This is a genomic window from Lysinibacillus sp. ZYM-1, assembly GCF_001308875.1.
Taxonomy (GTDB): domain Bacteria; phylum Bacillota; class Bacilli; order Bacillales_A; family Planococcaceae; genus Lysinibacillus.
Genome location: NZ_KQ465135.1, coordinates 22,454 through 48,755, shown reverse-complemented (window position 1 = coordinate 48,755; position 26,302 = coordinate 22,454). Strand labels below are relative to the sequence as shown.

The window sequence follows — 26,302 nt, the reverse complement described above, 5'->3', positions numbered from 1 at the left end:
AGTGTCCATGTCTATCACAATGTACAGAAAGTAAGAATCACCAAAAACTCATTCAACGCCATATTTGGGAATCGTATGTGGAGGAAGCTGAACATTTACACCATTCCTATGAGATCAAACAAATCTATGCAAAGCGCAAAGAAACGATTGAGCGTGTCTTTGCAGATGCGAAGGAAAAGCATGGTATGCGATGGACGACCTTAAGAGGTCTTAAAAAATTGTCCATGCAGGCGATGCTTACTTTTGCTGCCATGAATTTAAAGAAACTGGCTACTTGGACGTGGCAAGTAGCTTAAGAGAGCAACTATGCTCGAAGAGTATGTTGGATTCGGCAGTGATTTACCAAATATTGAAAATGAGAGAGAAAGAAAAATGACAAAAGTCATCGAGAGTGAACTTCTCGATGGCTTTTGTCTACAGTCTGAAACAAGTGCCTTTCTTTCACAGAAAGGCACTTGTTCATTGATTACCTATAAATCAAGAAATGATAACTATTGTTGGTTACCATTTTCAATTAAATCTAGATGACCTGTATTTGGATCAATAATTAAACCATGTACAGGAACGTCTTTTACCATTAATGGGTGATTTCGAATAGTATCGACACTTTTCTTAACACTTGTTGCTACGTCTCCAAAACCTCGTAAAAATTCTTTCAAATCAAAACCAGAATACTCCAACATTTTTATGGTTTCTGGGTCAATACCTCTTTTAACCATCTCACTTAACATGGCATCAGGATCAACTGCGCTCATACCACAGTCATAATGTCCAACCACGTAAACTTCATCCGCTTGTAAGCCATAGACAGCAACTAATAGACTACGCATAACAGCACCGAAAGGATGGCTCACTAATGCACCAGCACTTTTCACAATTTTTACATCGCCATTACGCAAATTCATCGCTTTTGGTAAAAGCTCTACAAGACGAGTATCCATACAAGATAAAACGACAATACGTTTATCAGGATATTTTGTAGTGATGAATGGCTCATATTTCTTTTCTTGTACAAACTCTTTGTTAAACCCTAAAATATCTTGTAACATTGTCATGAAGATTGCTCCCTTCCTTACAAAAAATATTTTAGAGCAAAACTTTAATTATGCAAACAATAAAGACTTTATTCAGACAATTTTTACAATAAAGGAGCAACTTCATACACTTTAGCGGATTAAAAACTTCGAAACTATAAAAAAACAGCTACATTTGCAGTAGCTGTTTTTTTATAAATATTAAAATTTTTCGTTTGGCTTTGGATCTACAGTTACTGAAGACTTGCTATCTAAACCAACTTGTAGGTAGTGGATGAAGAATCCAGTTGAAAGTAATAAAACTACTGAAAAGCCAAGAACAGTTGTAATGAACATTTTTAGAGCTCCTCTCTACTTAAATGATCTACTAAATACCATAAATCAATTATACAATAGGATACTAGGAAAATCTAAGGATAATTTATGACATCCATAACATACTAGCCTAGAATACTATTAGTAGGAATGGATTATTTAGAATGCCCAATTTCCATCACGGAATATTGGGTCTTTTTGATTATCATGGGTAATACCATCAATATTCATTTTATTCGATCCAATCATAAAGTCTACATGTGTTAAGCTTTGGTTAAGGCCATGTGCAGCTAATTCATCAGTAGTCATTTCTTTGCCACCCTCAATACAAAATGCATAGGCACTACCAATCGCTAAGTGATTAGAGGCATTTTCATCAAATAATGTATTGTAGAATAATAAATTGGATTGTGAAATTGGTGATTGGTGGGGTACTAATGCTATTTCACCAAGGTATTGTGCTCCCTCATCTGTTTCAATAAGAGAAGCTAAAATTTCTTGACCTTGCTCTGCTTTTACATCCATAATCCGACCATCTTTAAAAGTTAATGTGAAATTGTCAATAATATTACCGCCATAGCTTAATGGTTTAGTGCTGGTTACAAACCCATTAACACCTGTTTTTAACGGTGCAGTAAAAATTTCTTCCGTAGGCATATTCGCCATAAATGTTTGACCTTGTATGTTGACACTACTACCGCCTGTCCATATGTGTTGTGTAGGTAACTCAATTGTTAAATCTGTACCTGGAGCTGTGTAGTGAAGTGATTTATACTGCTTGCTATTTAGATAATTCGCTTTGTCATGTAATTCCTTATCGTGCACTAACCAAGCCTCCACGGAATGTTCAAGATCCATACGTGTCGCAGCAAAGATGGCTTCCCATAAAGCATCAATTTGTTGATCCTCAGGTAAATGAGGGAACACCTTAGCTGCCCAAGCCTTGGATGGAGCTGCGATAACTGACCAACTAAATTTATCGGACTGTAGCGATTGGTAATAATTCGCTAATGCTTTACCAGATGCTTTTTGGAAGGCCATAATTCTGTCACGCTCAATGCCTTTTAGTAAATCAGGGTTTTGTGAACTAATGCTTAAGAAAGCTGCACCATTTTCAGCCAGCCATTCGCGTTCTTGAACTTTCCAAGGTGGGAAGAAATCAAATGAGTCTTTCGGTGCCCCTTCATAGCGAGCGCGAACAAGTTCATCATCGGATAAATCGACAAATACCTGTTTCGCACCATTTTTATAGGCAATTTTAGTAATTATTTGAGCTAGTTTTAAGTTATCGGTCGAACAGCTTATATAAAGATATTGATCTTTTTGGATATTTACTCCTACTTTTACCGCTAATTCGGCATATTTTAGTAATTTTGTGTTAAATGATAATAACAAATTCATATCCCCTTTCGAAATAAGACAGTTTAGTGTAATATTCTTAATTCAATATAATCAAAAATGGTCGAAATGTGAATAAAAAGCATTAATTACATCGAAAAATATTTAAAATACATTTATACTAGGAATATATATATTTAAAATTTGGAAAAACAGACGAAATTAACAGTAATAGTAGATTTGGAGGTTCTAGAATGGATAAGTCGTCGGTCATAGGGTTAATAATTGCGTTTATAGCGCTATTAACAGGGATGGTAATGAAGGGTGTAAGTTTAACAGCTTTTTATAACCCAGCAGCCATCCTAATTATCATCTTTGGTACTATTTCCGCAGTAACAATTGCCTTTCCAATGCAAGAGTTAAAGCGTGTACCAAAGCTATTTAAAATTCTTTTTAAAGAAACTAAATTAGCGGATGATATTGAAATTATTAAGATGTTTTCGCAATGGGCTGACTTAGCTCGTCGTGAAGGGTTATTAGCGCTTGAAAGTAAAGCGTCAGAAATTGAGGATCCGTTTTTGAAAAATGGTCTTACATTAGCCATTGATGGACAAAATGCAGACTACATCCGTGATGTATTAACAGAGGAAGTAGAGGCTATGGAGGAACGTCATGCTAGTGGTTCTGCCATTTTTACACAAGCAGGTACATATGCACCAACTCTTGGGGTTCTAGGTGCAGTAGTAGGGTTAATCGCCGCATTGGCTGATATGAATGATATCGAAAAGCTTGGACATGCAATTTCAGCAGCTTTCATGGCAACATTACTAGGTATCTTTACTGGTTATGTTTTATGGCACCCATTTGCGAACAAGTTAAAACGTAAGTCTGCTTTAGAAGTCAAACAAAAGAGAATGATGATTGAGGGTATCCTTTCAGTATTAGAAGGGGAGGCTCCACGTGTTATTGAACAAAAACTATCATCATACTTAACGATGGAAGAACGTCGTCAAATTTCTGGTGAAAGCGGGGCGGGTGGCCTTGGCAAAGAAAGCTAAGAAAAAAAAGCATGATGAGCACATAGATGAGTCTTGGTTGGTACCATACGCAGACATATTAACATTGCTCTTAGCTGTGTTTATTATTTTATTTGCTTCAAGTTCGGTAGACCAAGAAAAGCTAGAAAGAATGTCAGCAGTTTTTAGTCAAGTTTTTGATGGCGGAACAAGTTTTTTAGAGCAGCCTTCACCAGTGCCTAGTCCCAATGCGGATAGCGACCAAACACCACAACAAAGTTCAGCCTACTTAAAGGATCAACAGGAGTTGGCTGCAATTAAAGACAGTGTAGATAATTTTATCGCTGTCAATGAAATGGAAGGTCAATTCGCTACAGAAATGACAGATGAAGGGTTGCTTGTGACAATCCGTGATAGTATTTTATTTGATCCTGGACAAGCAACAGTTAAACCTGAATATGTGCCAATTGCCAAAGAGCTATCAAACATGTTGGTATCTGACCCAGCTCGAAATATTGTCATTACTGGTCATACTGATAATGTGCCAGCAGGTCCAAATTTCACATCAAATTTTCAGTTATCTGTCATGCGTGCAACGAAATTTTTAGAACTTTTAATTGAAAGTAATAACCAATTAGATCCTACAAGATTTAGTGCAAAAGGTAATGGGGAATATCGTGCGATTGCACCAAATGATACAGCAGAAGGTCGTGCAAAGAATCGTCGTGTAGAAGTACTCATCCAACCATTAGTGACTGAAGATGGCTCAGAATTAAAGAATACGCAATAAAATAAAAGCTATTAGCACTGACTGATCGTCTCGTGCTAATAGCTTTTCGTTTGCATTATTTACGTAAAGAACCCAATTCAGCCACAATCGCTTGCATCTCGCTTGGGCTAAATGAATCTCTTTTCATCACCATTTCGTATAAATACATTAAATCTTCATAGTGTGCTTCATTGAAGTGTTCCGATTTCATAGCATCGACATTAACCATGCGAAGCTTGTCCTTCATTTGATCGATCATATAAATAACGTTTTCTTTAGACGGGACTGATAAATCCATTTTTTACCCTACCTTTCATATTCCTCGCACATATCATTTCATTGAATAAAAAAAATGTCAACTCCGTATTTGGGCATTGCTTTAAAAATAGACTGTTATTGGGTAGAATAAGGGCAGTAGACTGTTTATTTATGTAATAATAGGGAATATGCAATTACACAAGCAGGAGGTTTTAATATGGGTCAAAGTAAATTATTAGCATCTATCGTAGCAGGAGCAGCAGTTGGAGCGGCGTTAAGCATGCTCGATCGCACTACTCGTGAGAAAACAATTGCAACAACTAAAAAAATGAAAGAATCTGTCTCGTATTATGCAACAAATCGAGAAGAATTACAGGTTTTAGTGGAGGAAAAAGTACTGGCTGCGAAGGTACTTTGTGAAAGTGTGTCAGATAATGTGAACACAATTGCTGAAAAGGTGGAAGAATTTAAAGAATTGCCTTCTACGATACAAAGTATGATTGAGGACACGAAGTCAGCTTTTACTTTACCTCATAAAGAATAATTGTAGTTTTAGGAGGAGTTATATGGAAAAGAAAAAGGCAACAATGCATAATGCCTTTGGATTCGTAAAATCATTCGTATCTCCTGAGGAGGATGCGATTGATGTTATGACATCCAAGGGCTTTGTCCAAGATTTACTAGGTCGGCTAAAGCGAGTTGAAGTTTCGGCGCTTTCCGCACAACTCGCTTATTTCTTTTTACTATCATTCTTCCCATTACTTATTTTCCTCGTTACATTGCTACCATATCTTAATTTAGAAACAACGCAAGTTTATTCTTTTTTAGTAAATATATTGCCAGATGAAGTTTATAGGCTCATTGAAAATACGTTGAAAGAAATTTTAACAAACCGTAACAGTAGTTTATTGTCCATCGGGGTACTAGGTACGATATGGTCTGCATCTAAAGGTATTAATGCGCTGATTCGAGCCTTGAATAAAGCATATGATACAGAAGGAAGAGCAGGCATATTAGATAGAGGGCTGTCTCTTGTCTTTACAATCGCTCTTGTTATTGTCATTGCAGTTGCTCTTCTATTACCGGTATTTGGACAGCAAATTGGCCATTTTTTATTTTCAATCGTTGGAATAGAGGAACAATTTGAATCGATTTGGCATAATTTAAGATGGTCGATACCACCGTTACTTATTTTTATTGTTTTAATGGGTATCTACTGGTTTGTGCCCAATACAAGTCCTAGGTTGAAAATAATGGGTGTTTGGCCAGGTGCAATGTTTGCTACACTTGCCTGGTTAGCAGTCACATATGGTTTCTCTTTTTACATTAATAACTTTGCGAATTATTCTGCTACATATGGTAGTATTGGTGGCGTCATTATTTTAATGCTCTGGTTATATTTTACTGGAATTATCTTAATCTTTGGTGGAGTATTGAATGCAACAATGCAGAAAAGGGCGCTGCAAAAGGAAATTCATAAGTAAAGAAATGACAAGATTAAAAAATGGCCTCGCTTCTCGTGTGGGAGAAGCGAGGCTGCTTTGTGATTAGACATTTTTATTCAGCATGCGTAAACCATTCAAAATAACTAGAATTGTACTTCCCTCATGCCCGATTACACCTAGAGGTAAATCGACTACTTGTAAAAAGTTAGAGGCAATTAACAAAGTAATAACCCCGATAGAAAAGACAATATTTTGCTTCACAATACGCTGCATTTTACGAGACAAACGAACAGCATAAGCGATTTTAGATAAGTCATTTTTCATTAACACGACATCAGCTGTTTCTAATGCAACATCTGTACCTTCTCCCATCGCAATACCAGTAGTTGCTGTAGCCAATGCAGGTGCATCATTTATGCCATCGCCAACCATTCCTACAAATTGATATTGGGAAAGCAAACGCTTCATTTCTGTTACCTTTGTTTCAGGTAGACATTCAGCAACGTGTTCAGTGACGCCAGCTTCTTTAGCAATTACTTTAGCCGTTTTTTCGTTGTCCCCTGTAAGCATCACTACTTGAATACCAAGCTCTTTTAATAATGACACTGCTTTTTTGGCTTCGTTACGTACAGTATCCTTTAAGGCTGTCAATGCCATAATACCATTTTGATCGCGAATGAAAATAACCGTTTTCCCTTGTGCTGCAAGTTTTGCGGCAGCGCCATTTGCAAAATCATTGGCACGTTGCGCATCTACAAATTCAGGTTTTCCAACTTGATATTCATTGTTGTGGATCGTTCCTTTAATACCCCAGCCAGGGATATCCTCGATTGTTGCTTGTGGAAATACTGTAATTCCTTCCGATTTTGCATAGGTGGTAATGGCTTGAGCAAGTGGATGGTTGGACTGTGTTTCAATCCCTGCAAGAATAGCTAAAGCCATATCACGATCGATTCCCTCTCTGATAATAAAATCTGTTACGACTGGTTTGCCTTGGGTTAATGTCCCCGTTTTATCGACAGCTAATGCACGTAAAACACTAAGGTGCTCTAAATGCAACCCACCCTTAAATAACACACCATTTTTTGCACCATTTGAAATAGCTGCAAGTGTCGCAGGCATAATGGATGCGACAAGTGCACAAGGAGAAGCAACTACCAATAATACCATTGCGCGATAAAAAGTTGTTGTCCAATCCCAACCAAGGACGAAGTGGGGAAGGAACATCATGATTGCAACACCTAGTAAAACAAATTTCACATAAGTTCCCTCGAATTTTTCGATGAATTGTTGAGACGGAGATTTTTCACTTTGAGCACTTTGGACAAGCTGGATAATTTTTTGAAAGAGTGTTTCTGAATTTGCCTTTGTCATTTCCATCGTAATAGCGCCATTTAAGTTTACTGTACCTGCAAAGATTTCATCACCTTCACTTTTTAAAACTGGTAATGGTTCACCGCTAATGGCTGACTCATCAATAGAAGATTGTCCTTTAAAAATAATACCATCGGCAGGAATGCGTTCTCCTGGTTTAATCAATAAATGGTCACCAATTTGTAATGTAGAAACAGATACCTTCATTGGTTCAAAGTTGCCTCGGACTAACCAAGCTTCTTCTGGCTGAAGGTTCATTAATGCTGATATTTCACGATGACTTTTATTCATAGCATAAGTTTCAAGTGCACCACTTACTGCGAAGATAAAAATAAGAATAGCGCCCTCTGTCCAATAACCAATGGCGGCTGAACCAATGGCAGCTAATACCATTAGTAGTTCAACATTCAACTTCTTATCTTCTATCGTTTCTTCAATGCCTTCTTTCGCTTTTGCAAAGCCACCTACACAAAATGCAATTACATATAGGAGCACAGAAGCAGTTGTTTGTCCGCTAGTATCTAAACGCCATGCAAGTAAGATGAAAATACCGGCTATCAGCGCAGCGATTAATTCTGCATGTTCTTTTGTTTTCTCAATTAAATTTATATTTTCTCGATTAGAGTATTCCATTCAAATCCCTCCTGATAATGAAAATCAATATCAAAACCTTTATAAATTAACATCTGTAATATTATCGTAATTGAAAATGGATTTCAATTACCATATCCTTTATTTAGAATTATTATAACAAAGGAATTTATAAAAATAAAGTGAGAAGTTTAAAAAAGGAGAGATTTTTATAAACAGAAAAAAGGCACAGTCTATTCAATAGGAATATTCTGTGCCTGACAAAAGTGTGCAGCAAGAAGGGTTACTGCTTACTTGTATTTAATTAGAAAACTCTTTCTGCATGCAATGCAAGTTTTTCTAAAGAAGATTTATCCACATCTGCGTGTAAAGAGTTACCGTGTGAATCCATTGTTACAACTGCTGTAAATTTTTCAACATTTAAGTGCCACATAGCTTCTGGAATACCAAATTCCATTAAATCAACACCGTCTACACCTTTAATGCAGTCTGCGTAGTATTGAGCTGCTCCACCGATAGCATTTAAGTAAACGCCACCATGTTCATTAAGAGCTTTTAACGTTTTTGGTCCCATACCACCTTTACCGATGACAGCACGGATACCGAATTTTTTCATGATATCGCCTTGATAAGGTTCCTCACGAATAGAAGTAGTTGGACCAGCTGCTTTTACTGTCCAATTGCCTTTTTCATCTTTTGCCATAACTGGCCCACAGTGATAGATAACTTGTCCATTTAGATCGACTGGTGCATCATGGCTCATTAAATGGTGGTGGATAGCGTCACGGCCAGTGTACATACGACCAGTAATAGAAACAACATCTCCAACTTTTAGTGAACGAATTTGTTCTTCTGTAATTGGTGCAGTAAGTTCTACTACATCTGTTGTTGTGTCTTCTGTTGTAGCAGCCACTTCATCCTCTTTGAATGTAATTTTTTCGCCTTCTTGGTAGTGCCATTTAATAACTTCACCAGTTTGAGGATCGATGTCCACAGCCATACGACGGTATGCCCAGCAGTTATATGCTACAGATACATAGAAGGAAGCAGGGATACGGTGCATAACTCCAATTTTACATCCTAGTAATGTTGCTTCACCACCGAAGCCCATTGTACCGATACCAAATGTATTAGAAGTTTTAACAACATACTCTTCTAATTTTGCAAGATCAGGATTTGGATTAGTATCTTCAACATGACGGAATAATTGTTCCTTTGCTAAATCGTAGCCAGAAGAACGATCTCCACCAATACCTACTCCGATGAAACCAGCTGAACAGCCTTGACCTTGAGCTTGGTATACAGAGTGTAAAATACATTTACGGATACCATCTAAGTCACGACCTGCACGGCCAAGACCGTCTATTTCACATGGTAGACTGTATTGAATGTTTTTGTTTTCACAGCCTCCACCTTTTAAAATTAATTTAATCGTAATGTAATCATTTTCCCATTGTTCGAATTTCATAACTGGTAAACCATCACCAAGGTTATTACCACTATTTGCACCAGTTAATGAATCCACTGCATTTGGACGTAGTTTTGCATCTGCTGTAGTATCAATGATTGCTTTTTTAATCGCAGCTTTAATTTCTAATTGGTTTACGCCCACAGGTGTATAAATCTTGAAAGTTGGAAGACCTGTATCCTGACAAATTGGTGATACGTTATCTTCTGCCATAATAATATTATTTGAGATTGTGTCTAAGCTCATTGCAGCGCGAGTTCCAGCATTCTCAGCTTGTTTTGCTTTTTTAATCGCACGACGTACATCCTTAGGTAAATTTGTGGATGTTTCAGTAATTAAATCATAAAGACTTTTCTCCAAAGTTTGTAGATTCATTCGTATTGCCCCCCATAGAAAATTTGATTATTTCCACGTAACATTATACTCTTTTCAACTAATGAAAAAAAGAGTCCTTATCTGTGAGGGTTAAATTAAAGTATATTTTAATAGTATTTAGATAGGGAGTTGATTTAATAGAACGTTTGTTCTAAAATAATGATAAACCCACAATTAGGAGGAATTTGTATGTCTGCTAAAACTTTACTAGAATTACCGGAAGAATTTGAGCTATACAGACCGATAATAGAAGAAACAATGAAGCCTGTTGTCTTTATTGATGCAGATGCGAGAAAAACAACTTTGTTTCAGAGTAAGTTTGCAGGGGATCCTTATTTTCCACTGTCAATGGACTATCCAAAAAATGCTAGCGGAAAACCACTAAAGCTGCTAGCCCAAATTAATTTTGTAGAGTTCCCTAAACATTTGTCAAATTTCCCAGAAGAAGGGATATTGCAGTTTTATATTGATGGCTATGACGATGTATTAGGGATGGATTTTGATAATGGTCAAAATCAGGAAGGCTTTCGTGTTATTTTTCATGATACGGTTATCCATGACGAAGCACAGCTCATTCAAGATTTTTCATTTTTAGAAAAAGAGGATGAGGAAATATATTTTCCAGTAGAGCGTGAAATGGCATTATCCTTTAAAACTGGTTTTGAACCTTTGTCGATTGATGATTTCAGAGCCAATGAAATTTACAGTAACATCTTAACGTCGATTGAGGATAACGAAACATTAGAGGATGCCTTTTACGATGCAATGACAGGGGATGGTCTCAAAATAGGTGGTTATCCATTCTTTACACAAGAAGACCCACGTGCATACGGTGATTATACAGACTCTACAATTTTACTGTTGCAAGTAGATAGTGTAGGCGATGATATACTATGGGGCGATTGCGGAGTTGGCAACTTCTTCATTACCGAAGAAGAATTAAAAAATAAAGATTTTAGCAATGTTCTGTACAATTGGGACTGTCATTAAAAAACAAGCGAGCATACTATGTGCTCGCTTGTTTTGTATTCATTATTGTTCACGAGCATTAAATTGCTCCATTTTGTCTTCTAAGTCGTCCATCATTTGAATTAAGCGATCAATATCTTCTAATTCAGCTGTTTCGGGATCAAGGGCATCTAATACTTCTAAAAAAATTTCGAGACGCTCTTTTAAATAAGTTACTTGCTGTTTTTTATCAGTGATTGGCTTGGACATTCGTACACCTCGTTTCATCCCTTTCATCGTAGCTGATTTAGGCTTAAATTTCAATGTTTAGGTAAACACCTAGGACTAAGCGATTAATTTTAAAAAAATAATAGACAGAATATTTACAATATTGATGATGTATGTTAAAGTTGTTTTAAGATAAAGTAAAGGAGCTGATCGAAAACTTCATTAAAACTCTAACTCGAAAAGGAGGGAGTTTAAACAAGTACTCGGTAATAATCAAAAGCCGAATTTCGTGTTTATACAATTAAATGACTATAAGTATTAGTTAAGCCTTAGCGTAAAATCACATGTGGTGAGCGCTAAGGCTTTTTGGTATGCTGTTCTTTGGAAGAATGACTTGATATTGGAGGAAAAGATGACATACTTCTCAGATTACAGCAAAAAAAGATTTATCATATTAGTAGTAATTGTATCCATATCAGGCTTTTCGCAAGGAATGTTATTACCGCTCATTTCAATTATTTTTGAACGTGATGGCGTTTCCTCTGCATTGAATGGCTTGAATGCAACGGGCTTATACATAGGGACATTATTAATTTCACCATTTATCGAGCAGCCCTTACGAAAATGGGGCTATAAACCAATTATTTTAATTGGTGGCGCACTTGTTTTTATCTCTTTACTTGCATTTCCTTTATGGAAAAGTGTCACTTTTTGGTTTGTACTTCGTTTACTGATTGGTGTAGGGGATCATGCCTTGCATTATGCCACACAAACATGGATTACTAGTACAACTGATCATAAAAGCTTAGGAAAAGGAATGGCCATTTATGGTTTGTCCTTTAGCATAGGTTTTGCCGTTGGGCCACTGATGGTCAAGTTGATTGAAATGGCTGAAGCTTTACCATTTATCGTATCGTCTATAATGTGTTTAATCGCGTGGTCCTTTGTATTTTTCTTACAAAATGAAAAACCAGAGCGATTAACAGGCGACTTAAATGCCAGAGGGTGGCAACGTTACAAAATGGCTATTATATTTGGTTGGATTGCCTTTTTAGGGCCATTTGTATACGGGTTCCTCGAATCTTCATTAAATGCATTGTTCCCAGTATATGCACTTCGTAAAGGCTTTGAAGTTGGTATGATTCCAATTATTTTATCAGTCTTTACATTTGGCGGTATATTAACACAAGTACCATTAGGTGCACTAGGCGATAAAGTGGGGAGAAGGAATATCTTGATGGTAGGATCATTTGGTGGGGCTATTATTTTTGCAATTGCCAGCTTTTTAGAACATTCACAAATTGCTGTTGGTGTAGCATTTTTCTTAACGGGTACACTAGTCGGCTCAATGTTCTCTTTGGGGATAACATTTATGGCAGATTTAACACCAAAAGAGCTACTGCCTACAGGGAATTTACTGTGCGGTATTGCCCTAAGTATAGGGAGTTTAACAGGACCGTTCTTAGGTGGGGTATACTTAGAATATGTAAAAAATTATAGCTTCCTTTTACTGGTGGCAATGCTTTTGCTAGCCGTTGCAATGGTTTTACTTATATTTGGACGCCACAAGCATAAACAAACAACGATGGCAAAATAAAAAGAGCGGGGCTCATCTCCCGCTCAAAAAACAAAAAACGCCCAGCAAATCCGTGCTGTTATGGCGTTTTTTTGCGTAACAAGGATGTTCCGTCCAAGTTACATAGGTTTGGCACCTAAAAAAGTATTATACAGACAAGTTCTTGTGAAATCAATAAAAATAAAAAGGGATATTTTGGACATTGCTAATGTTTCTATATATAATGAAAGAACACTTGCTTAAGAAGGAGGTTTTATCATGACCGAAATGAAAAAACTATCTATTCATCGTGCTTTAACAGAATTGAAAATGCTGAATCAACGAATTGAAGCAGCAACAAATGAGGTTAGCTCTGTATTAGCTAATCGTAAAAGTAATCTGAAAATAAATGGAATAGAAATAGTTGATTATGAGAAGCAAATGCAAGCATCCTACGATAAAGTAATTGGCTTAATTAGCTATAGAAATAAAATAAAAGCGCTAGTTGTACAGTCTAATGCCAGTACAAAGGTAATCGTTGGCAAGGAAGAAATGACTGTCGCGGAGGCAATTGAACGAAAACAATCCATTCAATACGAAAAGAATTTGCTAGAAATTATACAGCATCAGTACCGCTCAGCAATCAATACAGTTGCCAAAGAAAATGATGCATTACCTGCCAAACTGGAGACCTATTTAATTAATATATTAGGCAATAAAGATAAACAATCTCCGGAAGAAGTGAAATTACATACGGAAACATTTATGAAAAGAAATGAGTTTGAAATCATTGATCCACTAAATGTCAAACAGCAAATAGAGACATTAAGTAGTCGAATTGAAGAGTTCGAATCAGAGGTCGATGCAGTCTTATCTGAATCGAATGCCACAACATTTATTGAAGTCCAGGCTTAAAGGGATATGCATGGCCTCGCGAAAACGGAAAACGAAGAGTCGCTCGCGCTTTAAGGCATGTGTGCGAGTTTAAACATAAAACATGTCTTACTCAAATGGAACTTACAATGAAAATAACCTAAAGGCTTAAAGGTTAAAGGTAAAAGAACAAAGTTTACGTTTCAAAAATCTTTCTATAAAAGTTGAATGTTTAACATTTAAAAATCTTTTAAATCCTGGGGTAATGGTTGAGGTATCGACTTTTCTGGACCGTCCGTCATCCACCAGGCAGCTTGTGCTGTGCATCATAAAGATAAGGACGTCTCAATTTATTTTGAGACGTCCTTTTTATTATTATTTATTTATCAATACCAGCTTTGCTACACATTCCACCTGGAGTGTTTTTACAACATAGGTTTAAGCTATGATTAAATATTCTAATATATAGCAATATCACCGCCGGTAACGATTATTTTATTGTTTAATTTGGCGGCTATCAATAGACTCTGTTCCAACTTCTCGTTAACCAAAACGAATGTGGTAACTGAGAGACTGTTTTTTTATTTCATCATATTTTTATAATTCTAGGATGCTAATAAAATGACTGGAGAATATGCATCACCTTACTAGGTTCCATACGTTTTTTATAGTCTGCCTCCACGCTAGCAAAACGGATGATTCCTGCTTTATCAATTACATAAGTAGCTGGTACTGGAAGTTCCCAAGAATGGTCACCATTAAATGTTTCGAGTGAAATATCGAGCGATTTGTAGATAGGATATACATACTCAGGCAATTTAAATTTAAGATTATATTTTTCAGCAGTTTTATTTTGCAAGTCGCTTAAAACATGGAAATTTAATTCGTTCTTATCTTGTACAGATGCAGAATAGTATGGAGTTTGCGGGCTAACTGCAATCAATTGGCCCCCAATTGCCTTAATGTCATCATTCATTCGCTGGTATGCTTTCAACTCAAGGTTACAGAATGGACACCATGTACCGCGGTAAAATATAAGAACAACAGGACCTTTCAAAATTTCTTCAGACAAAGTTATCTTTTGTCCTGTAGAATTCACTAAAGTGAAGTCAGGCGCTTTGACTCCAGCTATTAAACCCCTACCTGAATCAGATGTACGTAAATCATGAATGGATTTTTCGAATATATCCAGCACTTCCTTTGGGAGCACCTTTTCCATATCTGTAGCTGCTATATCTAATTCTCTTTGCAATTTTTGAAATGGTGTGTTTTCCATTATGTCATCTCCGTATCGTATTATATTTTGTATGTAGTTATACGATACATCTTTTTCTTGAAGGAAGATGTAATGTTGTTTACAACTCTTTTTGAAAATATCTATGCTACTTGATACTATCCAGCATTTTTTTCAGCCTATGAAATGTTTCTCTCCAAAAGCTTTTCTCGATGGATATAAATTGTTTTAAATCCTGTCTTAATGACTTCTTCTTTAACAAGTTCTTGTAAGACCACAGTTACAGCTTCTCTGGTTGCACCAACTAAATTGGCGATTTCTTGATGTGAAAGAGGAAAATCTATTTTGTAATACTCATTATCACCCGTAAGTCCAAACTGATCAGATAGCTTAATAAGCGCATATAAAACTTTGTCATGTAGTTTCCCAAGAGCTAGATTTTGCGTTAATTGACTCATACCGATAATTCGATTACTTAGTACTTTTAATAATGTCATCATAAATTGAGGCCGCTGAATTAAAAAATTTTCAAATCTTTCCTTATTCATCAAACAAATGTGGCTTTCCTCTATCGTTTCAATATAATTCTCTCGAGTACCAAATGAAATAATATCCATTTCCCCAAATACATTACCTTCGTTGAGTATATCTGAAGTAAATTGCTTACCTTGAGCATTTACTTTATACAGGCGCAACTTCCCCTTTTTAACAAAGTATAGCCCCTCCGAAAAAGTTTCTGGTGTTTGAATAAAAGTGTTTTTCGGAAAGGTCGTTATTAAAGTTAATTGTTCCATCTCTATTAAATCTTCCATCGAGAGCGAATTAAGCAGATTAAATTGTGATAAGTATTGAATGTTATCCATTTTTCCTCCTTATAATTGCGTAGGCCCCACAAGACTATAACACAATGTAAACACATTGAAATCAATCGACAATCGGTGACAGTCACTCAACGTTTTGCATTTTGTTTTTCAAATGTTTAGCTATTCTTCTTAGAGAAGAAAACTGTGGAAATGGCTATCAAAAAAGAAAAAAAGCGCAGTCTACAAAATGCAGACTACGCCTAATCAAGTCGCCAAAATTTACAAAGGAAATATCAATTTCGATGTTCTGCTTTAAGAACCATTGAGCAAACACATTCTACCTGTGCAGTCTGTGCAAACATATCAACAGGTTGAATATACTCGACATGATAAATCTTCGATAATTGCTGTAAATCCTTCGCTAAAGTGGATGGATTACATGATGTATAAACAAAACGCTTAGGTTTAAGCTTAAGCACTGTTTGAATGAATTCAGGTGCTAGTCCTGTACGTGGTGGATCTACCGTAATCACATCTGGAGTAAATCCTTCCTTGCGCCATTTTGCTAGGACACTTTCCGCTGTACCGACTGCATATTTCGTATGCTTGAAGCCGTGGTTGCGAGCATTTTTACGAGCATCCTGAATGCTTTCAGGAATGACATCCATTCCACGAACTTCTTTCGCTTTATCTGCTAACCATAGTCCAATTGTGCCAACGCCACAGTATGCATCAACCACTGTTTCATTTCCCGATAAAGCAGCAGCCTTTTTTATTTCATCATAAAGATGAACCGTTTGCGTTGGATTTAGTTGGAAGAAGGCTCGGGCAGATAAATCAAAGGCCAATTCGCCAAGCTCTTCATGAATTGTTTCTTTGCCATCAAGTACAACGGTTTCATCACCGAAGATTAATGATGTTTTATCACGGTTAATATTTTGCGCAATGGATACAATACTTGGATCAATTTTTTTAATACGTGTAATCAATTCAGCTAAATGAGGGATCTCTTTTCGTGTTGTGACAAGAACGACTTGTGTTTCCCCAGTACGAATCCCTGTACGTACCACAATCGTACGCACTAATCCATCAAGTGTACGACCATCGTAAATAGTGATATTCAATTTTTGTAAAATCTTACGTATTGCAACTGTAATTTTAGAAGTGACGGGGTGCTGCACCAGGCAATCGTTAATATTAAGCAGCTTATTGCTTCCTTCAACAAATAAGCCTGCATATACTCGCTTGCCTTCCTTACGAACTTGGAACTGACTTTTATTACGATAATGCCAAGGATTATCCATACCCATCGTTTTTCGTACTTCAACAGTTTCTGCTAGAGGTTTTGCATAACGCTCTAAAGCTTGGATGACAATATCACGCTTTTCCATCAGCTGTTTATCGTATGTCATATGTTGAAGTTGACAGCCACCACACTCATTGTAGACTGGACAAGGTGCTTCCTGACGATGCTTAGAAGTATTACGGATGGCTAAAATCTCTGCTTCAGCAAAATTACTTTGCGTTTTCGTAACCTGAGCCATAATTTCTTCCCCAGGGATAGCTCCTTTTACAAATACTACATTCCTTTTATAAAAACCAACACCTTCTCCATTGATGCCGAGCCTTTTTATTATTAGTGGGAATTTTTGTCCCACGGTCATTGTTGTTTGCTGCGTCAAACGTTCCACGTCCCTGCTTTATAATGTCATCTAACCATTATAACGAAGGAGCAGACGATTGCAAAGCAACAGGAAAATCTTCATATTCTAATACTAAATCGTCCAGCGATAAGAAGGTATAGCCTTGCTTCTTGGCTTCTGCAATAAACATCGGCAAAGCTTCAGCATTATCTTGGGCAACAGTATGCATCAATATAACGGCACCTGGATGCAATTGTTCCATTAGTGCATTATAAGCATAATCCGCACCACGACGCTCATCCTTCATCCAATCCTTGAATGCCACAGACCAAAAAATATGGCGATAGCCTTCCGCATTTCCAATCTCTAAAAGCTTTGCATTAAAAATTCCTTCAGGTGGGCGAGCATATGTTGTACGATCAATTCCTGTTAATTCACGTAACTTCCCATCAAACTTCTTCCATTCTGCACGCATTCCATCTGGGGAGAGTCGTGCCATATTCGGATGACCGTACGAGTGATTCCCGATAGTATGACCATCATTCACCATACGCTTCACTAAATCACTGGCACTGTCTAAATAATGCCCAGTTAAAAAGAAAGTGGCAGGTACATCTTCTTTTTTCAATGTATCCAAAATGCTTTCAGTAAAGCCGTTTTCATAGCCATTATCAAATGTTAAATAGGCAATTTTTTTATCAGCCTTTCCTTTGTAAATCGCACCATATTTATCAAGTAACTGATCGAGCTGCGCTCCAGCCTCAGCCTGTTCACCGTTTTTAGCACGTTTTATGCCCCAATGATGTTCATCAGAACCTGCAGCAAAATATGGATTAATGCTAATACCTGCGGCAATAATAAAAGTAGCGATTACCGCTCCTACAATATGTTGTTTCCACATAAAAACGCATCCTTTCTTTTTCATTAGGATGCGTAAAATAGCTATAAATTATCCACTAATTCTGAGCAATTAATAAGTCTTCAAGTGCTTGAGTTAAATTAGGATATTTAAATGTAAAATGATACTTTTCTAAAACAGTTGGTAGAACATGTTGCCCCTCTAAAACAAGGGAGCTCTGTTCTCCAAGGGCTAAGCGCATTGCAAAACTAGGGACAGGCATCCAATGGCGTCTGTTCATGACCATTGCGATTGTTTGTCCAAATTCTTTCATCCGCATAGCATGAGGTGCTGTTACATTGAAGGGCCCATGAATTTTTTCATGAATGATTGCAAAATATAAAGCACGTGCTACATCTTCAATATGTACCCAGGAAAGCCATTGCTTGCCCGAACCAATTGTTCCGCCGACATGCATTTGATAGGGCAATAGCATGGTTGGTAATGCACCGCTCTTTCGACCTAAAATAACACCAAAACGGGCAAGGGCCACCCGAATTCCTAATTGTTCTGCCCGTTTCGCGTGTCTCTCCCAATCATGAACAGTTGTGCCTAAAAAATCAGTCGCTGAATCAGCAAACCCCTCATCATAAATAGCCTCTGTAGAAGTAGGGTAAATACCCACTGCACTAGCATTAACCAATACTTTAGGTTTTTTCGTAAGCTCTTCTATGATGCGCACTATTTCAAGTGTCGCATTCATCCGACTCCAGTAAATTTCCTTTTTTTGTTTTTTCGTCCATCGGCCATTATTTAAAGAAACCCCTGCTAAATTAACAAAGGCATCGGCTCCTTCTAATGCCTCTATTGGTAGGGAGTCATGTTGTAACCATTGCACATAATGAATACCGTTTTTTTCGGAAGATGTACGCCGAGTTAAGACAAAAAGGTCGTGACCGTTTTCTTGCGCTAACTTGATAAGAGCTTTTCCCACAAAGCCAGTTCCACCCGCAATAACGATTTTCATAAGAAGCACCCCTTTTTTTATCGAATAAATTACCTACTAGTAAGTGTACCATTTAACTCGAAAGCCAACATCTATAGTGTAATGCTAAGAAAATGAAATGCCTGAGAAAGGTAAATACCCTCGAAGTACCAGTTACTATAAAAAGAAATGTTATAATGGACAAGTGAGGTGTTTGCTATGCGTATGATTACAAAAATTGCACGTCAAAAAAACAATCCTGAACGTTATAATATCTATTTAAATGAAGAATATGCTTTTCCTGTTGACGAAGCTATTCTACTTCAATTTGGTTTAACAAAGGGGAAGGTGCTGGATGAATTCGAAATCCAGGAAATTGCCTATGAGGATGAAATACGTAAGGCATTTAATAAGGGGTTAAACTTTCTGTCATACCAAATGAGAAGTGAGCATGAGGTTAAGAAAAAACTCCTTGCCTTAGAATTTGGAGAAGCAGTAGTTTTGGAAGCGATTCAGAAATTAAAAACGTATGGCTTTATCAATGATGAAAACTATTCTAAGGCTTTACTAGATACAAAAAAGGCCACGATGAAAAAGGGACCAAGAGCTATTAGACAAGATCTCATCAAAAAAGGAATCGATAAAAACCTGCAAGATGAGGTCCTTGCTACATATAGTTTTGAGGAACAATTAAAATTAGCCTTGCAATTGGCGGATAAAATTATACGTTCGGAGAAAAAAAAGACGCCAGCCCAAATAAAGGCTAAAATTCAGGATTATCTGTTAAGAAAAGGCTATGCATTTCCGATTGTAGAAGAGGTGCTTAATCAAATAGAGTTAGAGCAAGATAAAGACAACTGGCAGCAATTGCTCGATGCACAAGGTGAAAAGGTTTGGAAAAAATACGTATCGAAGTATACTGGTTATGAGCTGAAAATGAAGGTAAAGCAGGCGCTCTATCAAAAGGGTTTTCCTATAGAAGTAATAGATCGTTTTATTGAAGAGAAGGAGAATGAGGAATGAACGAAAAAAATTATGCTGCTATGTCTGAGCATGAACTGCGTGAGGAAATCGCGTTTCTAAAAGAAAAGGCAAGAAAAGCAGAACAGCTTGGAATCATCAATGAATTTGCTGTTTATGAACGCAAAGCATTAATGGCAGCTGCATATTTAGTAGATTTAGATACCATCGTTCCAGGAGAAATGTATCGTATTGATAGTTCAGATAATGAATTTTTCCAAGTTGATTATTTGAAGGGACGCTTTGCATGGGGGCACCGTTTAGGCGGTGACAGGTACCAAGAGGCGTTACCAGTATCTATGCTGTCTCCTGTAAAGGTGGGCAAATAAATGGAAGAAAAAATTGAAAATTTGACAGCGGAGTTGCTCGTCAAAAATCCACAGATGTCAGTTGGACGTGCACGAGTTTGGATTGAACTATTATGGAGCGACTTCGAATCAACAGCAGCAAAGGCAGGGTATGATTATCGTGGGGCAGATTATACGGAAAATCTTGTCCGTCAATTAATTACAAGCTATGGTGATAAGCTACATGCCTTTGCAGGGCGCAATCCAAAATATGTCCATCTCCTAGATGCTAGCGATGATATGATACAATAATAAAACCCTGACCAGTATTGGTCAGGGTTTACTGCTTAATTACTTGCACCAATCTGTAGTTTTTTCTGAAGCTTATCTTCTGTAAAAATCCAACCCGTGTAAGATGTAATGATTTCATTATCGTCGTTTAAATGTGCTACTGCCACGAAAGGATAGCGATTGTCACTACGATAACGCAAGTCGATTAATCTTACCTCCAATAAGCCGTTTTCAAGCTCAGAAATCTCCCATCGGTACATCGGGGAAAAAGATACAAATGCAGCTAAGTTAGGGTCTTTCAATGCTGCATTAACAAGTGCAGTTTTTGGTAAAGGCTTAATTTCGAATTTATCATAAATATTAACAGTCCTTCCATAAGCACGGCCAACATAATAATGTGTTTTAGACTTTGCAGCAATTCGCCAATGGAAGAAGCGCATGGTTGGTGCTACGATGACATATTCTTCATCTTGTATCGTACTGTGAACAGCTTTTTTTACAGCTTTTTGAACAGCGAATCGCAAAATATAATAAATCACAATAATGATATACATGATGCTAAATGTCCAAATAGGATTTGTACCAAAAGCCCATAATACAATACCCAAACAATGTAATGAAAAGATAATCGGATCAAATGTATTTATGACACCTAATGCAACCCATTTTCTGGAGAATGGTCGTATGGCTTGTGTGCCGTATGCATTAAAAATATCTACAAATACGTGAAGAGCAACAGCTAAAAATGTCCAAAGCCATAAATGAAACACATTTACGTCTTGCAAAATAAGGGAAATAACAACTGTAATTAAGATAGGCCATATAGCTACTGCCGGTAGTGAGTGTGTAATTCCGCGATGATGTCGAATATAGATGGCATTATTGCGTAGTTTTAACACAGTGTCGACATCCGGAGCTTGTGAGCCAATAATCGTGCCTGCCATGACTGCAGTAAAGGTCATTGAGTGATTGGCTACTATAGGGTCGGCTAATGCAAGACCGCCAAGGGCAATACCCATAACGAAATGTGTACCTGAATCCAAAAATATCCACTCCTAGTATGCATTAAAATCGAGTACAATTTGCATACATCTTTATTTCAATTATAAATAGCTTTATTCAATTTTTTTTATTCTGACATTCATAAAAGACGAATTTTGTCAGTTATGGACGAATGTTCTTTCATTATATTAATTGTATACCCTTTTCAACATAAATTAAATCGTAAAAACATCGGAGGTCACTGTGAATTACCCATATGTAACAGAATTTCGACATTCTTTAGTCGATTGGTTTAACGCTGAGAAACGCGACTTACCGTGGAGACATACTACAGATCCTTATAAAATTTGGGTATCTGAAGTAATGCTACAGCAGACACGTGTCGACACAGTTATTCCTTATTACAATCGTTTTATGGAAAGTTTTCCAACATTAAATTTGCTTGTAGAAGCTCCTCAAGAATATTTACTAAAGCATTGGGAAGGACTAGGCTATTATTCACGTGTGCGCAATTTACAAGCAGGGGCACGCGAGGTTTTAGAGAATTACGGAGGCATAGTTCCAGACAATCGCCATGAGATATCAAAATTAAAGGGTGTAGGCCCTTATACTGCAGGAGCTATTTTAAGTATTGCCTATAACAAGCCGGAACATGCAGTAGATGGCAATGTTATGCGCGTATTAAGCAGAGTGCTTAACATACATGAGGACATAGCAATTCCAAAAACGAAGAAAATATTTGAAGTAGCGGTTGAGGAACTAATAGATCCTAATAATGCATCTTCCTTTAACCAAGGTTTAATGGAGCTTGGAGCACTTATTTGTACGCCTACCTCACCAAAATGTTTATTATGCCCTGTACGAGAATATTGTACAGCATTTAATGAGGGTGAACCTGAAAAACTGCCAGTTAAATCTAAAAAAACGAAGATGAAGCATTTGATATATGATGTTTTTGTCTGTGAAGATGAACAAGGACGTTTTTTATTGCAGCAACGTCCTGAAGAAGGTTTATTAGCTAATCTATGGCAATTTCCCATGATTGATACTAGCCATTCATCAGTAGAAAACTTTCTAAAGGAATGTGCCATCAGTGTACAAGCTAAGCATGAACTACTCACATTTAAGCATGTGTTTTCCCATTTAACATGGCATTTAAATAGCTATTATATGAAGTGTGAATCCACTTCAACAGGCGATTGGTTAACTCGCGAACAAATAGAACTATTGCCGATGCCTGTTCCTATGTTAAAGATTTGGGAAGAGGTAAAAAATAAATAGGAAATTAAATCCTCCTTTAAACAACAAAATAGTGAGCATAAAATTCATCACCTCGGTACACAATAATTAGCGTGGAGGTGAATGAACAATGAAAAAGCAAAACAACCAAAATTTCCAACCGAATAAAAACATGCAACGTCAAAGTGAAGAATTTGGTTATGAAACGGACGTAAATGAAGTGCAAAAGCAAAATGCGAAAGCAGAGCAAAAGAAAGCTCCAGCTTCAGGTCGTTTCTCTAAAACTAACCAAGATCTAGGTGAGTAACTTTGTAATTGCATAATTGCATTTACCTCTAAGGGGCTGTCTGAAAATCGAAAAGATGAAAAAGACAGCTCCTTTCTATATTCTTTAGTAAAACCAATAAAAACCAATTAAGCTGATCTTCTAATAAATTTCGCCTTAAGTTTACTAAATTTTATACAAATTCAAAATAGCGAAGTGAATTTTGTGGTTTTCTAACTACACCTTTCGCGTACACATTGCTATAATATACTAGAGACTGCTAGATTAAGGTAGCATAGACGAAAAGGTGGGCTTCAAAATGGCATTACCGGTAGAAGGAGAAACGATACAAATACATAGTTATAAACACAATGGCCGTATCCACCGAGTTTGGCAAGAAACGATGGTTTTAAAAGGAACAAAAAATATCGTGATCGGTGCGAATGAACGGACACTTGTGACAGAATCCGATGGTCGTACATGGCTAACGAGAGAGCCTTCTATTTGTTATTTCCATGCGGAACACTGGTTTAACATCATCTGTATGCTACGTGAAGACGGTGTGTATTATTATTGCAATCTAAGCTCACCATTTGTGTTTGATAATAATGCCATTAAATATATCGACTATGATCTAGACATTAAGGTTTTTCCTGACATGTCTTATACGCTCTTAGATGAGGATGAATATGAGCTTCATCGTAAAGAGATGTCTTATCCTGACGTTATTGATAAAATTTTAAAGCGCAATGTCGATAAATTAATAAGCTGGATTCAACAAAAAAGAGGACCTTTTGCACCCGATTTCATCGATGTCTGGACAAATCGTTATAAGTTCCAGCTTGATATGCAGTCAGATGATTGTTAGTGACACCTATTAGTTTACCTAATAGGTGTTTTATGTTGCCTGATTTACCCGCACTTAATGAGTATGGGCTGTTCTGTTACGAAAGGTTTAGACAAAATAGTTAGCGGTAAAGTCATCTTAACTGTATTTTAATCAAAATATTGCTATAATACTTAGGGCATTCATCTTCGAATGCCTGTTTCTTTTTGTAAGGATGTGATGAAAAATTGGGAAACATAAAGCGGTATATGCGTTTTGTAAAACCTTATACTTGGGAGATCGTTTTAACGATTGTTATTGGTATAGTAAAATTTGCTATTCCACTATTTATTCCGTTGCTCATTAAAATAGTGTTGGATGATATTATTGCTGCGGATGACTTAACAGATGGAGAAAAAAATAAAGAGCTATTTTATTGGTTAGGCGGAACTATTATCGTATTCTTTATTATTCGTCCACCAATTGAGTACTATCGTCAATATTTTGCACAACATGTTAGTAATAAGGTGCTGTTTGATATTCGCAAGGAGATCTATGCACATTTACAACGATTAAGCTTAAAATACTATGCTAATACACGTGCTGGCGATGTTATTTCAAGAGTCATCAATGATGTTGAGCAAACGAAGAACTTTGTCATGACAGGTTTAATGAATGTCTGGCTAGATCTTGCGACCATTGTGATTGCAATTGTCATTATGCTAACGATGGATATTAAGCTGACATTAGTAGCCTTATTAGCTTTCCCGTTCTATGCATTAAGTGTAAAGTACTTTTTTGGGAAACTACGTGACTTAACACGTAAACGTTCACAAGCACTTGCAGGTGTGCAAAGCTACTTACATGAACGAGTAGCTGGCATGAGTATTATTAAAAGTTTTACATTAGAAAAACACGAACAAACATTATTTGATCAAGCAAATGGTGAGTTTTTAGAGAAGGCCCTTGATCAAACAAAGTGGAATGCTAAATCTTTTGCTGTAGTAAATACCATTACAGATGTAGCCCCTTTACTAGTTATTGCTTATGCGGGTTATCAAGTAATAAATGACACTTTATCTGTTGGAACTATGGTGGCATTTATCGCTTATATTGAACGATTGTATGGGCCACTACGCCGCCTTGTTAGTTCTTCAACGACTTTGACGCAATCCATAGCATCAATGGATCGAATGTTTGACTTAATGGATGAGCCGTATGAAGTGAAAAATAAAGTAGGTGCGCAGGAGTTACCGGCTGCTACTGGAGAAGTTCGTTTTCATAATGTATCTTTCCAATATGAAAAAGATGGCGTAGCTATTTTAAACAATATCGATTTTACTATTAATTCAGGTGAGACTGTCGCCTTCGTTGGAATGAGTGGTGGCGGTAAATCCACGATTATTAGCTTAATTCCTCGTTTCTATGATACAACAGACGGTAGTGTAACTATCGATGGACAGGATGTACGAAATGTTACACTGCATTCGTTACGTTCTCAAATCGGTATTGTCCTCCAAGATAATATACTTTTTAGTGACTCCGTTAAAGAGAATATTTTAATGGGAAAACCAGAAGCTACAGATGAGCAAGTTATAGAGGCTGCTAAAGCGGCGAATGCCCATGATTTTATAATGACTCTGCCAAATGGTTATGACACGAGAGTAGGTGAGCGAGGAGTAAAATTATCAGGTGGACAAAAACAACGAGTTGCAATTGCTCGTGTATTTTTAAAAAATCCTCCAATTTTAATCCTTGATGAAGCTACTTCAGCGCTCGATTTAGAAAGTGAAGCATTGATTCAGGAATCATTAGAAGAGCTGGCACATGAACGGACAACCATTATAATAGCCCATCGTCTGTCAACAATTACCCATGCTGACAAAATTTTTGTCATAGACCATGGTCAATTAATCGAAAGTGGCTCTCATGAGCAATTAATGATGAAACAAGGGACATATTATGATTTATTCCAAGTGCAACATTTGGAGTAATAATAGTGAAATTATACGGAAATCATCAAATATGAAATTTTTTTCAAAAAAAGTCTTTCATTTATTTTTAAATGAAAGGCTATTTTTTTTTGAAGATCTATATAAAAATATTACTTTATAAGATGTAATTAATACTGAAGGCGAATGATGCAGAAAAACTACGTAAATTGCAGAATATTAATGATTGAAAGAGTGATGATTTTTAGTTAGAATTATCTGAAAATAGGGAATTTAACAAAAGTTATAGTATTCTGTTAATATAATTATACAATTAAGTAAAATATAGGT

The 26,302-nt window shown here is 36.8% G+C and carries 28 protein-coding genes; 15 read left to right on the top strand and 13 right to left on the bottom strand.

What is annotated here, in order from left to right; genetic code table 11:
- Positions 1 to 296 (top strand): transposase (locus tag AO843_RS19285; protein ID WP_197278961.1); only part of this gene is annotated, 296 nt, incomplete at its 5' end.
- Between the two features lie 195 nt (positions 297 to 491).
- On the opposite strand, the gene AO843_RS19280 is transcribed toward AO843_RS19285, so the two are convergent.
- The 3 genes from AO843_RS19280 to AO843_RS19275 form a co-directional block, all read right to left on the bottom strand.
- Positions 492 to 1,055 carry a beta-class carbonic anhydrase gene (locus AO843_RS19280; protein ID WP_054612715.1) on the bottom strand — a complete coding sequence of 188 codons (564 nt, stop codon included), beginning with the start codon at positions 1,053 to 1,055 and terminating at the stop codon, positions 492 to 494.
- Between the two features lie 180 nt (positions 1,056 to 1,235).
- A complete protein-coding gene (locus AO843_RS25425) occupies positions 1,236 to 1,370 on the bottom strand; it encodes a hypothetical protein (protein WP_255350389.1) in 135 nt (44 codons plus the stop codon).
- Between the two features lie 138 nt (positions 1,371 to 1,508).
- Complete coding sequence (locus tag AO843_RS19275; protein ID WP_054612714.1) at positions 1,509 to 2,750, bottom strand: aminopeptidase; 1,242 nt, start codon at positions 2,748 to 2,750, stop codon at positions 1,509 to 1,511.
- A gap of 191 nt (positions 2,751 to 2,941) precedes the next feature.
- Here AO843_RS19275 and motA point away from each other — a divergent pair, with 191 nt between their 5' ends.
- The gene (motA, locus tag AO843_RS19270) at positions 2,942 to 3,745 is read left to right on the top strand and encodes a flagellar motor stator protein MotA (protein ID WP_054612713.1); all 804 of its coding nucleotides are present in this window, start codon (positions 2,942 to 2,944) and stop codon (positions 3,743 to 3,745) included.
- Positions 3,729 to 4,493 carry a flagellar motor protein MotB gene (gene motB / locus AO843_RS19265; RefSeq protein WP_054612712.1) on the top strand — a complete coding sequence of 255 codons (765 nt, stop codon included), beginning with the start codon at positions 3,729 to 3,731 and terminating at the stop codon, positions 4,491 to 4,493. Before motA ends, motB begins: the two co-directional genes overlap by 17 nt.
- Positions 4,494 to 4,548: 55 nt before the next feature.
- Here motB and AO843_RS19260 read toward each other — a convergent pair whose 3' ends face one another.
- The gene (locus AO843_RS19260) at positions 4,549 to 4,770 is read right to left on the bottom strand and encodes a DUF1128 domain-containing protein (RefSeq protein ID WP_054612711.1); all 222 of its coding nucleotides are present in this window, start codon (positions 4,768 to 4,770) and stop codon (positions 4,549 to 4,551) included.
- Between the two features lie 177 nt (positions 4,771 to 4,947).
- On the opposite strand from AO843_RS19260, the gene AO843_RS19255 reads away from it, so the two are divergent.
- Together AO843_RS19255 and AO843_RS19250 are read left to right on the top strand one after the other, a co-directional pair.
- The gene (locus AO843_RS19255) at positions 4,948 to 5,274 is read left to right on the top strand and encodes a hypothetical protein (RefSeq protein ID WP_054612710.1); all 327 of its coding nucleotides are present in this window, start codon (positions 4,948 to 4,950) and stop codon (positions 5,272 to 5,274) included.
- A 22-nt stretch (positions 5,275 to 5,296) separates the two neighbouring features.
- Positions 5,297 to 6,214 (top strand): YihY/virulence factor BrkB family protein, encoded by a 918-nt coding sequence (locus tag AO843_RS19250; RefSeq protein WP_054612709.1) that lies wholly within the window; start codon positions 5,297 to 5,299, stop codon positions 6,212 to 6,214.
- 63 nt (positions 6,215 to 6,277) lie between these two features.
- On the opposite strand, the gene AO843_RS19245 is transcribed toward AO843_RS19250, so the two are convergent.
- Together AO843_RS19245 and AO843_RS19240 are read right to left on the bottom strand one after the other, a co-directional pair.
- Positions 6,278 to 8,182, bottom strand: coding sequence for a heavy metal translocating P-type ATPase (locus tag AO843_RS19245; RefSeq protein WP_054612708.1), 1,905 nt, complete (start codon positions 8,180 to 8,182; stop codon positions 6,278 to 6,280).
- A gap of 262 nt (positions 8,183 to 8,444) precedes the next feature.
- Positions 8,445 to 9,983 carry a fumarate hydratase gene (locus AO843_RS19240; RefSeq protein WP_054612707.1) on the bottom strand — a complete coding sequence of 513 codons (1,539 nt, stop codon included), beginning with the start codon at positions 9,981 to 9,983 and terminating at the stop codon, positions 8,445 to 8,447.
- A 189-nt stretch (positions 9,984 to 10,172) separates the two neighbouring features.
- Between AO843_RS19240 and AO843_RS19235 the strand changes: the two genes are divergently transcribed.
- Positions 10,173 to 10,973, top strand: a complete 801-nt coding sequence (locus AO843_RS19235) for a YwqG family protein (RefSeq protein ID WP_054612706.1) — start codon at positions 10,173 to 10,175, stop codon at positions 10,971 to 10,973.
- A gap of 42 nt (positions 10,974 to 11,015) precedes the next feature.
- Here AO843_RS19235 and AO843_RS19230 read toward each other — a convergent pair whose 3' ends face one another.
- Positions 11,016 to 11,201, bottom strand: a complete 186-nt coding sequence (locus AO843_RS19230; RefSeq protein WP_036123069.1) for an SE1561 family protein — start codon at positions 11,199 to 11,201, stop codon at positions 11,016 to 11,018.
- Positions 11,202 to 11,571: 370 nt separating this feature from the next.
- Here AO843_RS19230 and AO843_RS19225 point away from each other — a divergent pair, with 370 nt between their 5' ends.
- Together AO843_RS19225 and AO843_RS19220 are read left to right on the top strand one after the other, a co-directional pair.
- Positions 11,572 to 12,756, top strand: a complete 1,185-nt coding sequence (locus tag AO843_RS19225) for an MFS transporter (protein ID WP_054612705.1) — start codon at positions 11,572 to 11,574, stop codon at positions 12,754 to 12,756.
- Positions 12,757 to 12,993: 237 nt separating this feature from the next.
- Positions 12,994 to 13,629, top strand: coding sequence for a hypothetical protein (locus AO843_RS19220; protein WP_054612704.1), 636 nt, complete (start codon positions 12,994 to 12,996; stop codon positions 13,627 to 13,629).
- Positions 13,630 to 14,200: 571 nt separating this feature from the next.
- Here AO843_RS19220 and AO843_RS19215 read toward each other — a convergent pair.
- The 5 genes from AO843_RS19215 to AO843_RS19195 all read right to left on the bottom strand — a co-directional run bounded on the left by AO843_RS19215 (position 14,201) and on the right by AO843_RS19195 (position 19,132).
- A complete protein-coding gene (locus tag AO843_RS19215; protein WP_054612703.1) occupies positions 14,201 to 14,863 on the bottom strand; it encodes a peroxiredoxin-like family protein in 663 nt (220 codons plus the stop codon).
- Between the two features lie 137 nt (positions 14,864 to 15,000).
- Positions 15,001 to 15,684, bottom strand: a complete 684-nt coding sequence (locus tag AO843_RS19210) for a Crp/Fnr family transcriptional regulator (RefSeq protein ID WP_054612702.1) — start codon at positions 15,682 to 15,684, stop codon at positions 15,001 to 15,003.
- A gap of 233 nt (positions 15,685 to 15,917) precedes the next feature.
- A complete protein-coding gene (gene rlmD / locus AO843_RS19205) occupies positions 15,918 to 17,306 on the bottom strand; it encodes a 23S rRNA (uracil(1939)-C(5))-methyltransferase RlmD (RefSeq protein WP_054612701.1) in 1,389 nt (462 codons plus the stop codon).
- Positions 17,307 to 17,343: 37 nt separating this feature from the next.
- Positions 17,344 to 18,168, bottom strand: a complete 825-nt coding sequence (locus AO843_RS19200; protein WP_054612700.1) for a polysaccharide deacetylase family protein — start codon at positions 18,166 to 18,168, stop codon at positions 17,344 to 17,346.
- A gap of 55 nt (positions 18,169 to 18,223) precedes the next feature.
- Positions 18,224 to 19,132: a TIGR01777 family oxidoreductase gene (locus AO843_RS19195; RefSeq protein WP_054612699.1), complete on the bottom strand. Its 909-nt coding sequence runs from the start codon at positions 19,130 to 19,132 to the stop codon at positions 18,224 to 18,226.
- Positions 19,133 to 19,309: 177 nt separating this feature from the next.
- Here AO843_RS19195 and recX point away from each other — a divergent pair, with 177 nt between their 5' ends.
- The 3 genes from recX to AO843_RS19180 are packed head-to-tail and all read left to right on the top strand — an operon-like array spanning position 19,310 to position 20,709.
- Entirely contained in the window at positions 19,310 to 20,113 is an 804-nt protein-coding gene (gene recX / locus AO843_RS19190; RefSeq protein WP_054612698.1) for a recombination regulator RecX, read from the top strand.
- A complete protein-coding gene (locus tag AO843_RS19185) occupies positions 20,110 to 20,439 on the top strand; it encodes a YfhH family protein (protein ID WP_054612697.1) in 330 nt (109 codons plus the stop codon). Before recX ends, AO843_RS19185 begins: the two co-directional genes overlap by 4 nt.
- On the top strand, positions 20,440 to 20,709 hold the full coding sequence (locus tag AO843_RS19180; RefSeq protein WP_054612696.1) for a YfhJ family protein: 270 nt from the start codon (positions 20,440 to 20,442) through the stop codon (positions 20,707 to 20,709).
- A 35-nt stretch (positions 20,710 to 20,744) separates the two neighbouring features.
- Here AO843_RS19180 and AO843_RS19175 read toward each other — a convergent pair whose 3' ends face one another.
- Positions 20,745 to 21,731, bottom strand: coding sequence for a metal-dependent hydrolase (locus AO843_RS19175; RefSeq protein WP_054612695.1), 987 nt, complete (start codon positions 21,729 to 21,731; stop codon positions 20,745 to 20,747).
- A 202-nt stretch (positions 21,732 to 21,933) separates the two neighbouring features.
- Here AO843_RS19175 and mutY point away from each other — a divergent pair, with 202 nt between their 5' ends.
- The 4 genes from mutY to AO843_RS19160 all read left to right on the top strand — a co-directional run bounded on the left by mutY (position 21,934) and on the right by AO843_RS19160 (position 26,014).
- Positions 21,934 to 22,971: an A/G-specific adenine glycosylase gene (gene mutY / locus AO843_RS19170; RefSeq protein WP_054612694.1), complete on the top strand. Its 1,038-nt coding sequence runs from the start codon at positions 21,934 to 21,936 to the stop codon at positions 22,969 to 22,971.
- Between the two features lie 88 nt (positions 22,972 to 23,059).
- On the top strand, positions 23,060 to 23,236 hold the full coding sequence (locus AO843_RS24210) for a gamma-type small acid-soluble spore protein (RefSeq protein WP_008173504.1): 177 nt from the start codon (positions 23,060 to 23,062) through the stop codon (positions 23,234 to 23,236).
- A 277-nt stretch (positions 23,237 to 23,513) separates the two neighbouring features.
- The gene (locus AO843_RS19165) at positions 23,514 to 24,062 is read left to right on the top strand and encodes a nucleoside tri-diphosphate phosphatase (protein WP_025115837.1); all 549 of its coding nucleotides are present in this window, start codon (positions 23,514 to 23,516) and stop codon (positions 24,060 to 24,062) included.
- Between the two features lie 227 nt (positions 24,063 to 24,289).
- Positions 24,290 to 26,014, top strand: coding sequence for an ABC transporter ATP-binding protein (locus AO843_RS19160; protein ID WP_197278962.1), 1,725 nt, complete (start codon positions 24,290 to 24,292; stop codon positions 26,012 to 26,014).
- Positions 26,015 to 26,302 lie beyond the last annotated feature (288 nt).